This is a genomic window from Streptomyces sp. NPDC047108 (assembly GCF_040643575.1).
GTDB lineage: Bacteria > Actinomycetota > Actinomycetes > Streptomycetales > Streptomycetaceae > Streptomyces.
In genome coordinates, this window is the sequence record NZ_JBEYUP010000016.1 from 133,802 (window position 1) to 145,974 (window position 12,173).

General features: G+C 73.7%; 6 protein-coding genes. All 6 read left to right on the top strand.

Annotated features, from left to right (window positions below):
• Positions 1–224 precede the first annotated feature (224 nt).
• Positions 225–2,129 (top strand): fatty acyl-AMP ligase, encoded by a 1,905-nt coding sequence (locus tag ABZ822_RS25615; RefSeq protein WP_360858744.1) that lies wholly within the window; start codon positions 225–227, stop codon positions 2,127–2,129.
• The gene (locus tag ABZ822_RS25620; RefSeq protein ID WP_360858747.1) at positions 2,126–8,905 is read left to right on the top strand and encodes an SDR family NAD(P)-dependent oxidoreductase; all 6,780 of its coding nucleotides are present in this window, start codon (positions 2,126–2,128) and stop codon (positions 8,903–8,905) included. Before ABZ822_RS25615 ends, ABZ822_RS25620 begins: the two co-directional genes overlap by 4 nt.
• Before the next feature lie 158 nt (positions 8,906–9,063).
• Positions 9,064–10,146 carry an alpha/beta hydrolase family protein gene (locus ABZ822_RS25625; protein WP_360858751.1) on the top strand — a complete coding sequence of 361 codons (1,083 nt, stop codon included), beginning with the start codon at positions 9,064–9,066 and terminating at the stop codon, positions 10,144–10,146.
• A complete protein-coding gene (locus ABZ822_RS25630) occupies positions 10,143–11,711 on the top strand; it encodes an acyl-CoA carboxylase subunit beta (protein WP_360858754.1) in 1,569 nt (522 codons plus the stop codon). The genes ABZ822_RS25625 and ABZ822_RS25630 overlap by 4 nt, the downstream gene beginning before the upstream one ends.
• Positions 11,708–11,935: an acyl-CoA carboxylase epsilon subunit gene (locus ABZ822_RS25635; protein ID WP_360858758.1), complete on the top strand. Its 228-nt coding sequence runs from the start codon at positions 11,708–11,710 to the stop codon at positions 11,933–11,935. The genes ABZ822_RS25630 and ABZ822_RS25635 overlap by 4 nt, the downstream gene beginning before the upstream one ends.
• A gap of 55 nt (positions 11,936–11,990) precedes the next feature.
• Positions 11,991–12,173: biotin carboxylase N-terminal domain-containing protein (locus tag ABZ822_RS25640; RefSeq protein ID WP_360858761.1), on the top strand; the 183-nt coding region annotated here is incomplete at its 3' end.

A 12,173-nucleotide genomic window follows, 5' to 3' on the forward strand; every position in this document is an offset into this window, starting at 1 on the left:
GCCACCTCTTTTCCTGTCGGCACTCGCGGAGTGCGGTGAATTCAAAGCTCGATCACGAATGCCCGGCTCGCACAGGGGTTCGCTGTTCTCTGTAGTCGTTCAAATGGACCATAGGTGTTTGACATATACCAATGGCGACTTTAACGTCCAAAAGACCAACTATCGGACCATTGGCCTCTTATTGCCTCGCCTCCGGTGGCGCTCGCCGCGGGGAGAGGGAAGCCATGTCGGATGATCCACCGGAGGGTGCAGCCATGATGTCCGCATGCCACGGCGGTGAGTCCGATGCGACGGGGTCCGGGAGCGCCGGGGAGGACACGCTCGTCGCCCAGATGATCCGGGCCGCGGAAACGTTTCCTGACGAGCCCTCGTTCACCTTCCTCGACTTCGCCACCGATCCCGCCGGGCGGCGCACCACCCTCTCCTGGTCCGAACTCGACCGCCGTACCGGGGCGATGGCCGCGATCCTGGCCGAGGCCGGGGCCGCGCCGGGGGAGCGGGTCGCGGTGGTCGCCCCGCAGGGGCCCGAGTACGTCGTCGGGTTCCTCGGGGCGATGCGGGCCGGAGCGATCGCCGTACCGCTGTTCCCGCCCAACCTCCCCGGCCACGACGAGAAGCTCGCCTCCGTGCTCGCCGACACGCGCCCCGCCGTCCTCCTCACCACGGAGCCCGCCCGCGTGTCCCTCGAGGACTTCCGCATCAGCAAGCGGCTGCCCGGACGGTCCGGTGTCGTCGCCGTCGGCCTCGCCGAACTGGAGAGCCGGGCCGCGGACCTGCCCGGCCCGCCCGAGGTGCGCGTACGTCCGGAGGACTGCGCGTACCTCCAGTACACCTCCGGTTCCACCCGGAACCCGTCCGGTGTGGAGGTCACGCACGCGGGCGCCGTGGCCAACATCCGCCAGATCGTCACCGCGTACGGCGTCGAGCGCGAGCGGAACCACATCGTCTCCTGGCTTCCGCTCTTCCACGACATGGGTCTGGTGCTGTCGGTGGGCATCCCGCTCGTCAGCGGCGCCGCATCCGTGATCACCGAGCCGCTGGCCTTCGTCCAGCAGCCCGTGCGCTGGCTCCGCATGCTGGCCGACCGGCCCGGCGCCGTGACCGCCGCACCGAATTTCGCGTACGACTACTGCGCGCGGCGCGTCAAGGAGGAGCAGCGGGCGGACCTGCGGCTGGGCGACGTGGCCGTGCTGATCAACGGCAGCGAGCCGATCCGGGCCGAGACCCTGGACCGTTTCCAGCAGGCGTTCGGGGCCTGCGGGGCACGCCCGGAGATGATGCGCCCCGCGTACGGCCTGGCCGAGGCCACCGTCTTCGTCTCCACCACGCGGAACGGCACCGCCCCGCGCGTCACCGCCTTCGACCGCGAGTTGCTCGGGCAGGGCACCCTCAGCCCCGCTCCGCCCGCCGCCGGGTCCGGTACCTTCACCGAACTCGTCGCCTGCGGCGGCCCGGTCGGCCAGGAGGTCGCCGTCGTCGACCCCGCCAACTCCCGCAGACTGCCCGACGGTTCGGTCGGTGAGATCTGGGTGCACGGTCCGAACGTCGCGCGCGGCTACTGGCGAAGTCCCTCCCGCAGCGCCGAGATCTTCGCCGCGGCGCTCGCCGACGAGCCGTCCGGCGGCGCGTCCGGCGGCGCCTCCTCGACCGGTGCGGAGTCGGGCGGCGCGCGGCGGTGGATGCGTACGGGAGACCTGGGCGCGGTGCACGACGGTGATCTGTATGTCACCGGCAGGATCAAGGACTTGATCATCGTCGACGGCACGAACCACTACCCGCAGGACATCGAGACGACCGTCCAGGAGGCCCACGCCCTCATCCGCTACGACCACGTGGCCGCCTTCGCCCTGACCGTCGACGGCACCGAGCGCCTGGTCATCGTCGCCGAGCACTCCCGCCACGCCGACGACCCGGAGACGGAGCGCGAGGCAGTGGGCCGGGCCGTACGGGACGCCGTGGTCGCCGGCCACGGGGCGCCCGTCCACGACTTCGTCCTCGCGCCGCCCGGCACGGTGCCGCGCACCAGCAGCGGCAAGGTCGCGCGCAGCGCCTGCCGCCGGGACTACCTGGCCGGGACGTGGTCGGAGCCCGCGGACCTGGACCGGGCCGGGGCCGGGGGGGCCGAATGACCCAGGAGGACAGGGAAGCGGACGCGCGGCCGGACCAGGACGGGGCGGCGGGGGAGGCGGGGATCCGCGCCCTGCTGCTGCGCCTGGTCGCCGAGCGGTGCGCCGTCGCCCCCGAGGACATCGACCCCGACCGGCCGCTCGCCGACTACGGGCTGTCCTCGCGCGACGCGGTCGGTCTGTCGGGGGAGTTGGAGGACGTGCTCGGCCGTACCTTCCCGGCGACGCTGCTGTGGGAGAACCCGAGCGTCGCCGCTCTGGTGCGCCGTCTCGCCGACGCCGGGCCGGAGCGCGCCGAGGAGAGCGCGGCCGCGGCGGACGGCAGAAGCCCCGGGACCGGAGGGGGAGCCGGTCCCGTCGCCGTCGTCGGCATCGGCTGCCGCCTGCCCGGCGGCATCGAAGGACCCGAAGCCTTCTGGGAGTTCCTGCTGGCCGGCGGCGACGCCGTGAGCGTCGTCCCGACGGAACGCTGGCAGGACTTCGACGACGGATCCGCCGCCACCGCCGCGGCCCTCGCCCGTACACCGCGCTGGGGCGGATTCCTCACCGACGTCGCCGGGTTCGATGCCGAGTTCTTCGGGATCACGCCCCGCGAGGCCCAGTTGATGGACCCTCAGCAGCGGCTGCTCCTCGAGGTGGCCTGGGAGGCGCTGGACCATGCGGGCATGCCGGCGCCGTCGCTGCGCTCCAGTGCGACGGGCGTGTTCGTCGGCCTCAGCTCCCTCGAGTACGGGTTCCTCACCACCGCCGACCTCGCGCGGGTGAGCGAGTGGACGAGCACAGGGTCGGCGGCCAGCATCGCGTCGAACCGACTGTCGTACATCCTCGACCTGCGCGGACCCAGCCTCACGATCGACACGGCCTGCTCGTCCTCGCTCGTCGCGCTGCACCAGGCGTGCCGAAGTCTGCGCGCGGGGGAGTGCGACACGGCCCTGGCCGCGGGTGTCAACGTCCTTCTCTCCCCGGCCGTCACCTCCAGCTTCGAGCAGGCGGGTGCGCTCGCCCCCGACGGCCGCTGCAAGGCGTTCGACGCCTCCGCCGACGGCATCGCGCGCGGCGAGGGATGCGGGGTCGTGGTGCTCAAGCGCCTCGACGACGCGGTGCGCGACGGCGACCGGGTGCTCGCCCTGGTCCGCGGCTCGGCCGTCAACTCCGACGGACGCTCGGCCGGCATGGTCGCCCCCAACCCCGCCGCCCAGCAGGCCCTGCTGCGTGCGGCGACCTCCGACGCCGGCGTCGGACCCACGGACATCGACTACGTGGAGGCGCACGGCACCGGCACCCTGCTCGGCGACCCGATCGAGGCGAGCGCACTCAGCGCCGTCCTCGGGGCCGAACGACCCGCGGAGCGCCCGCTGTTGATCGGTTCGGTCAAGAGCAACGTGGGGCATCTCGAGGGCGCGGCGGGCATCACGGGGGTCATCAAGACCGTGCTGTCCCTGCACCACGGCACGCTCCCGGCGAGCCTGCACTTCCGGACCCCCAACCCGCACATCGACTTCGAGGCGTCGCGGCTTCGGGTGGTGGGCGAGGCGACGTCGCTGTCCGGTGAGGACGGGCGGCCGGCACGAGCGGGCGTGTCCGCCTTCGGCTTCGGCGGGACGAACGCGCATGCCGTGCTGGAGGAGTGGAAGCCCGGCGTACCCGCGTCCGCCACGGAGTCAGGGGAGCCGGGGGAGGCCGCGGAGTCCATCGAGGCCGCGGGGACGACGGAGCCGCCGTACACCCTCCTCCTCTCCGCCCGCTCCGCCGACCGGATGCGCGGCACCGCCCTCGGCCTCGCCGACTGGCTCACCTCCCCGGCCGGGCTGCGGACGCCCCCCGAGGACGTGGCGCACACCCTCGGCCTCCATCGCTACGGTCCGGTGAGCGCCGCCGTCGTCGGCCGCGACCGCGAGGCCCTGACCGCCGGGTTGCGCGTCCTGGGTAACAACCAGCCGGGGGCGGGCGTCCTCGGCCCGCGCACGCTCGACCCGGACGAACTCGCCGACACCGGGCCGGTGTTCGTCTTCTCCGGCTACGGATCGCAGTGGGAGGGCATGGGGCGGAGCCTGCTGGAGGGCGACGAGGTGTTCGCCGCCGAGGTCCGCGCCCTCGGCCCGGTCTTCGAGGCCGAGACCGGTACGACGCTGAGCGACCGCATCACCCGCGGCGTCCCGCCCACGGCCGTCGCCCAGGTCCAACCTCTGCTCTACGGACTGCAGTTGGCCCTCGCCCGTACCTGGCACGTGTACGGCGTCGAACCCGTGGCGGTCATCGGCCACTCCATGGGTGAGGTGGCCGCTGCGGTCGTCGCCGGGGCCCTCGAAGCGCGCGACGGCCTGCGCGTCATGCTCCGCCGCTCCGAACTGCTGAGCACCGTCGACGCGGCACAGGCCGGGTCGATGGCGGCGATCGACGTCCCCCAGGACGAACGTGCCGCGCTCCTCGACCGCTTCCCCGGCGTCGAGGTCGCGGTGGACGCGTCCCCTCTGCGCTGCACGGTGACGGGCCCGGCAGGACCGGTCGGCCAACTCGTCGCCGAGCTGGAGGAGTCGGGGATCCCGGCCCGGACACTCGACGTCGGGGGCGCCGGGCACTCGGCCGCCGTGGACCCCGTACTGCCGCGCCTGCGCGCCGCGTTCGAGGGCATCGAAGCGCGGGAGCCGGCCCTTCCCTGGTACGGCACCGTGCACGACGACCCGCGCCGCGCGCCGCTGCCCGACGGCGGCTACTGGTGCGACAACGCCCGCCGGCCCGTCCGGCTCCGCCAGGCCGTCACCGCCGCCGCCGAGGACGGGCACCGGATCTTCCTGGAGATCTCACCGCATCCCGTCGCCGCGCTGCCCGTGGGCGAGAGCGCCGAGGCCCCGGCCGGGCCCCGCGCCCTCGTGCTGCCCACGCTGCGCCGGGACAGCGACGAGCCGGTCGCGCTGCGGACCACGCTCGCCGCCCTCCACGCGGCCGGAGTCCACCGCCGGCCCGAGGTGCTGTGGCCGGCGGGCAGGCGAACGGCTCTGCCGACCGCGCCGTGGCGGCACGCCCGGCACTGGCTGGACGACGGCACTCCTGCCCGGCGGGCCGCGCGCCCCGCGGGAGGCCACCCCCTTCTGGGCACGCGCGCCGACATCCCGGGCACGCGCCGCACCCTGTGGCACGGCGACGTGGGCACCGAGGGCTGGTACCGCCCCGAGCAGGAGGTGCACGGGACCGCGGTGCTGACCCTGGCCGCCTGCGCAGAGATGGCGCTCGCCGCCGCCGCCGAGATCTTCGGCGCCCCCGTGGAGGACGTCGCCGTAAGGGATCTGACGCTCCATCATCTTCAGCCGCTGTCCGCCAGCACGCCCGTGACGACGCTGCTCGACCCGACCGGGCCGGGATGCGCGACGGTGAGCGTCAACGCCCGTTCCATGGCCGGAAGCTGGACCACGCTCGCCACCGCGGTGGTGGAGAACCTGGCACCGGAGGACGCCGCGCAGGACGGCCTGGCGCCGGAGAGCGCGCCCGTACCGGGTGAGCCGGACCGCGAGGCGTACACCGTCCGGCTCCCCTCACCGGACGGCACCGAACCCGACGGGGTCTCCGCCGGCTGGCACCTGCCCCCCGCGCTGCTCGACGCCTGCCTGCGGGCGCCCGCCTCCACCCCGGAGCCCGCGAACACCGAAGCCGCACCGGCCGGTTCGGCGCAACGCGTCGAGGAGCCGGCCGGTTCGGAGCCGGCCCGGCGTGCGGCCGCCGCCGGCGACGCCCTCGCCGTCGCCATCGGCACCCTCCGCGTACGCCGCACAGGACCGGCCGCGACCCAGTGCCGCATCCGGCCCGCCTCCCCGGGGAGCGCGGAGACCGAAGGCGAAGCCGCTCCGGCGCGCAGCCTCTGGTCCCTGTGGCTGGAGGACAGCACGGGAACGGCGCTCGTCGAGGCGGAGGACGTGCTGCTGCGCGTCCCCGCACCCGGCGAAGTGCCCCGCCCGCTGGACGAGACCGTCTTCGAGATCGCCTGGGACAAGGCCACGCTCCCCGCCTCGGGAACGACCGGCGCCGCCCCCACGGACTGGCTGCTGCTCACCGTCGGCACCGGGGAGGAAGGCCGCCTGGCCACCGCGCTGCGCGCGGCCCTCGAACAGGAGGGGACACGCGTCACCGTCGCCCCCGCCGCCCCGGACTCCGTCGACCGCACGCTCGCCGACTGGCGGAACGGGGTCGCGGAGGGCGACGCGGCGGCCGTGGCCGTGCTGTTCGGCGAGGCGGCGGGCGCGACGAGCGCCCGCGAGACGGTCCTCGGCTGCGCCGCGGTCGCCCGCGCCCTCGCCTCCGCCGAAGCCGGTACGTCCCCGCGGCTGTGCCTGGTCACCGAGCGTTCGCTGGCCGTCAACGCGGCCGAGAAGGGCGACCCGGACCGCGCCTGCCTGCGCGGGCTGCTCCGCGTCCTCGCCCTCGAACACCCCCACCTCCGGCCGTGCCTCATCGACGTCGACCGCTCGCCGGGTGCCGTCGAGGACCTCGCCCGTGAACTCCTCGGCAACGGCGACGCCGACCAGGTCGCCTGGCGGGCGGGCACCCGGTTCACCGCCCGGCTCGCCCCGGCCGACCTCGGCAAGGACGCCGCCGAGGTGACCTTCGCGCGGGCGGGTGGCGCGTACATCGTCACCGGCGGGCTCGGCGGCCTCGGCCTCGCGACCGCCCGCCGGCTCGCCGACCGCGGCGCCGGCCGGCTGGTCCTCAACGGCCGCCGCGCACCCGCCCCGCAGGCCGAGGCCGAACTGGCCGAGATGCGCGCACTCGGAGTCTCCGTCGAGGTCGTCCAGGGCGACATCGCCGAACCCGGCACCGCGTCGCGGCTCGTCGAGGCCGCCGTACGCGAGGGCCACCGTCTGTGCGGTGTCGCCCACGCGGCCGGTGTCCTGCGGGACGGCGTCGTCACCGGGCTCGAACCGGACGACCTGGACACGGTGTTCCGGCCCAAGGTCGACGGCGCCCGCCATCTCGACGAGGCGACCGCGGGCCACGACCTCGACTGGTGGCTGGTGTTCAGCTCGGCCGCCGCGCTGTTCGGCTCCCCCGGCCAGGCCGCGTACGCCGCCGCCAACGCCTGGCTCGACGCACTCGTGCAGCAGCGCCGGGCACGGGGCGCGCCGGGCGAGTCGATCGCCTGGGGCCCGTGGGCCGGGCTCGGCGCCGCGCCCGACATGACGACCCTGGCCCTCGAACCGATCACCCCTGGCGAGGGTCTTGACGCCCTCCAGCTCCTGGTCACCGGCGGCCGGCCGTACACCGGTGTCGTACGCCTGGACGTACGGCGCGTCGTCCAGGCCTTCCCGGGGCTCGAATCCGTGCCGTACTTCGCCGGACTCGTCCGCGGCGCCGCCGACGAGCCGGGCGACTGGGGCGGCCCCGAGGCGCTGCGGGACCTCCCGCCCGGTGCCGCGTTCGAAGCGGTGCGCACCCGGCTCGCCCAGCGCACCGCGATGGTCATGGGCTACACCGACCAGCAGGTCGACACCACCGTGCCGCTCACCGGCCTCGGGCTCGACTCGCTCATGGCCGTCCGGATCCGTAACGCCGTCAAGCAGGACTTCGGGACCGTCCTTCCCGAGACGCTGCTGCTGCGCGGCGGGACGCTGGACGACGTAGCGGGGGCGCTGCTCACCGCGCTCGACCTGCGCGCCGGCCCCGCCCCGGCGGCGGAGGGCAGGACGGCCGCCCGCCCCGCCCTTCCCCGCGGCGTACTGCCCCGGGACGCCGCCGAACGGCTCGTGGCCGGTGTGTGGGCCCAGCTCGCCGGCGGTGCACCGGACGGCGTCCACCAGGAACTGCCCGGCCTGTCCGACGACGCGGCCCTGGCCGCGACCCTGGCCGAGGGGATCCGCGCCCGGCTCGACGCCACGGACGCTGCGCCGACGGCCGAGCAGATCCGGCAGACGCCCACCGTGGCCGCCCTGGCGGATCTGATCCGCCCCTCCCTGGAAGGCGGCACGGACGGTACCCCGCTGCGGGTCCTGCGAGATCCCGGAGCCGCGACCGACCGCCCGCCGCTGTTCGTCTTCCACCCCGCCGGCGGGCCCACCAGCGTCTACCGGCCCCTCACCGAACTGCTGCCGCCCGGCCTCCCCGTCTACGGGCTCGACCGGGTCGACGCCATGGCCACCGTGGAGGAGAAGGCCGAGTACTACGTGGGCCTCATCCGCGGCGTCCAGCCCCAGGGCCCGTACCGGCTGCTCGGCTGGTCCTTCGGCGGCTGCCTGGCGTACGAGGCGGCGCTGCGGCTGCGGGACCGGGGCGAACACGTCGGGTACACCGGCCTGATCGACACGATCCTCCCCGCCGCCCTTCCCGGACCGGAGCCGGAGGACATCCTCCTGGAACGGTTCGCGCGGTTCGCCGAGTACGTCGAGACCGCCTATGGCCGCCCGCTCCGGCTGCCGTACGAGGAGATGGCCCGCATGGACGAGCAGGACCAGATCCAGACCCTGATGCGCCAAGTGGCCGACGCCGGGCTCGACATGAGCCCCGGCGTGATGGAGCACCAGCGCACCTCGTACGTCGACGCCCGGATCGGCGAGCGCTACCAGCCACGCCCGTACCCCGGTCCTGTCGTCCTCTACCGGGCGCAGGAGGCGCAGGTGCTCACCACCGCCATCGATCCCCGGTACCTCCGTGACGACCGGGACCTGGGCTGGGCGCCGCTGTGCCCCGGACTGGAGGTCGTGCCCGTGCCGGGCGACCATCTGTCGCTGATCGACCCGCCCCACGTGGAGGTCATCGCCCAGCACCTCGAAGCCTCCCTGGACGAACACACCTGACCTGTCCCACCAGCGTACTGACGGTACGTCAGCGGATTTCCGGGGGCGGTGCACCCGTCCGGAACGGTGCCCGCGACGACGCCCCGTGACCGGCGCTCTCCGTATTCCAGCCTCCCCGCACGCGACCACGACCGTGCCGAAGACGAAGGAACGAAGCCTTGGCCTCCGAAGCAGCTCACACCGGCGGAACCCCCCACACCGTGCCGAGCCGTGCCGCCACCTCGACACGCCGCTCCCGCCGCCGGGTCACCGTCCTCCTCGCCTGTCTCGCGACCGTGTCCGCCCTGGTCGCGGCGCCCACGGCGGCGGCCGACGAGCGGAAGCCCGCGTCCCCGTACGTCTTCCCCAAGGTGAAGGCGGCGAGCGGCGCCCGCATCGTCGACGTCAAGCAGCTCGACGAGCGCACCGCGGACCTCCTCGTCGCCTCGCCCGCGATGGGCACGAACATGCCGGTGCGGGTCATCCTGCCGCGCTCGTGGTCGGCGAAGTCCAAGCGCACCTTTCCCACGGTCTATCTGCTCCAGGGCGCGAGCGACGACTACACCTCGTGGACCCGCGAGACCGACATCGAGGAACTCGCCGCCGACAACGACGCGATCATCGTGACGCCCGAGGGTGGCCGTGCCGGCTTCTACACCGACTGGTACAACGACGGCGTCAAGGGCGGCCCGAAGTGGGAGACGTTCCACACCCTCGAACTGCCGCAGCTCCTCGAGGCCGGATACCGGGCCAACAAGCGGCGCGCGCTGATCGGCCTGTCCGAAGGCGGGCTCGGCGCGCTCAACTACGCGGGCCGCCATCCCGGCAAGTACGCCTACGCGGCCTCGTTCAGCGGCGTCGTCGACATCGAGGACCAGGCCACCCGCACCGGCATCTACCTGACCTGCGCGCGCGAGAACATCGACGCGGGCAAGCTGTGGGGCGACCCGCAGGAGCAGTCGCACGTGTGGGAGGCCCACAACCCGGCCCGTCACCCCGAGCGGCTCCGCGGCGTCAAGGTCCATCTGTCGGCCGCGACCGGGCTGCCGGGCGGACTGGAGGCGGCGTTCGACCCGTTCGCCGGAATGCTGGAGGGGCCGACGTACGCGCCCAACGCCCGGTTCCGTGACGCCCTGCGCGATGAGGGTGTCGACGTCACCGCCAACCTCCACATGGCCGGTACGCACGCCTGGCCCTACTGGCAGCGCGAGCTGCACACCGTGTGGCCGGGCGTGCTCAGCGCGCTCAAGGTGTCCCGATGAGCACGGCACCCGGCAGGAGCACGGCGGAACGGCTCGCCGAACTCGCCCGGCGCAACGAGGAGCTGGCCCCCTCGGAGTCCGCCGTCGACCGGCAGCACGCCAAGGGCAAGATGACCGCGCGCGAGCGCATCGACGCCCTGCTGGACCCCGGTTCGTTCGTCGAACTCGACGCCCTGGTCCGGCACCGCTGCCACGACTTCGGCATGCAGGAGAAACGGCCGCTCGGCGACGGAGTGGTCACCGGGTACGGCGAGGTGAACGGCCGTCAGGTCTTCGTCTTCGCCCAGGACTTCACCGTCTTCGGCGGCAGCCTCGGCGAGATGTACGGCCACAAGGTCGTCAAGGTGATGGACCTGGCGATCCGCACCGGCTGTCCGGTCATCGGCATCAACGACTCGGGCGGCGCCCGGATCCAGGAGGGGGTCGAATCCCTCGCCCTCTACGCGGAGATGGTCAAGCGCCATGTCCAGGCGTCCGGCGTCATCCCGCAGATCTCGCTCATGATGGGGCCGTGCGCGGGCGGTGCCGTGTACGCGCCCGCCATCACCGAGTTCGTGGTCATGGTCGACGCCATCTCCCACATGTTCGTCACCGGCCCCGAGGTGCTGCGCACCATCACCGGCCAGTCGGTGGACCGCGAGGAACTGGGCGGGGCGCTCGGCCACAACACCTTCTCCGGCAGCGCCCACTACATGGCCGAGGACGAGAAGGACGCGTTCGACTACGTCCGCGCGCTGCTCGGCCATCTGCCGTCGAACAACATGGACGACCCGCCCGAGTACGCCGCGCCGGACGAGCCCGGGATCCGCGAGGAGGACGAGGCGCTGGACACCCTCGTCCCCGACGACCCCAGCACCCCGTACGACATGCAGCAGGTGGTGTGCAGTGTGCTGGACGGCGGTGAACTCCTGGAGGTCCAGCCGCTGTTCGCGCAGAACATCATCTGTGGCTTCGGCCGCGTCGAGGGGCGGAGCGTCGGCGTCGTCGCCAACCAGCCCGTCTGCGCGGCGGGCGCGCTGGACATCGACGCGAGCGAGAAGGCGGCGCGCTTCATCCGGACCTGCGACGCCTTCCACATCCCCGTGCTCACCTTCGTCGACGTGCCGGGCTTCCTGCCCGGCATCGACCAGGAACGCGGCGGCATCATCCGGCGCGGAGCCAAGCTGATCTACGCCTACGCGGAAGCCACCGTCCCCCTCGTCACCGTCGTCACCCGCAAGGCCTACGGCGGCGGTTACGGGGTCATGGGCTCCAAGCACCTGGGCACCGACATCAACCTGGCCTGGCCGACCGCCGAGATCGCGGTCATGGGCGGCGAGGGAGCGGTGAGCGTGCTCTACCGGGACGCCCTCCAGCGGGCGGACGACCCGGACGCGGAGCGCGAGCGGCTGCGCGCGACGTACGAACAGGCGCTCTGCAACCCGTACGTCGCGGCCGAACGCGGCTACATCGACGCCGTGATCATGCCCCGGGAGACCAGGACCCAGGTCGCCCGGGCCCTGCGCATGCTGCGCACCAAGCGCGTCACACGGCTGCCTCGCAAGCACGGGAACCTTCCGCTGTGAGCGACACCGCGGTCCGGAGCGGCGTGCAGGTCGTCCGCGGCTGCCCGACGGACGAGGAACTGGCCGCGCTCCTCGTGGCGGTCACCGCCGCCCTCTCCGTGGCCGCGGCGCGGGCGGGAGCGCGGCGGCGCGGCAGCACCCGCCGCTGGCACCCGCGTGTGCACCACATGACCCCGGCGTCCGAACCCGGCCCCGCCGCCTGGGTCATGAGCGCTCTGCAGTAGCCGGTCGGCGACGGCCGGCCCAGCCAACGAATCGTCAGAAGAGGGGACCGTCATCGTGCGCAAGGTGCTCATCGCCAACCGTGGCGAAATCGCTGTCCGCGTTGCCCGAGCCTGTCGGGACGCCGGGATCGGATGCGTAGCCGTCTACGCCGACCCGGACCGGGACGCCCTGCACGTCCGCGCGGCCGACGAGGCCTACGCGCTGGGTGGTGACACCCCGGCCACCAGCTACCTGGAC

Bases quoted from the DNA above. Each gene is read 5' to 3' on its own strand.
- ABZ822_RS25615 (WP_360858744.1), top strand. From the start codon at position 225: ATGTCGGATGATCCACCGGAGGGTGCAGCCATGATGTCCGCATGCCAC.
- ABZ822_RS25620 (WP_360858747.1), top strand. From the start codon at position 2,126: ATGACCCAGGAGGACAGGGAAGCGGACGCGCGGCCGGACCAGGACGGG.
- ABZ822_RS25630 (WP_360858754.1), top strand. From the start codon at position 10,143: ATGAGCACGGCACCCGGCAGGAGCACGGCGGAACGGCTCGCCGAACTC.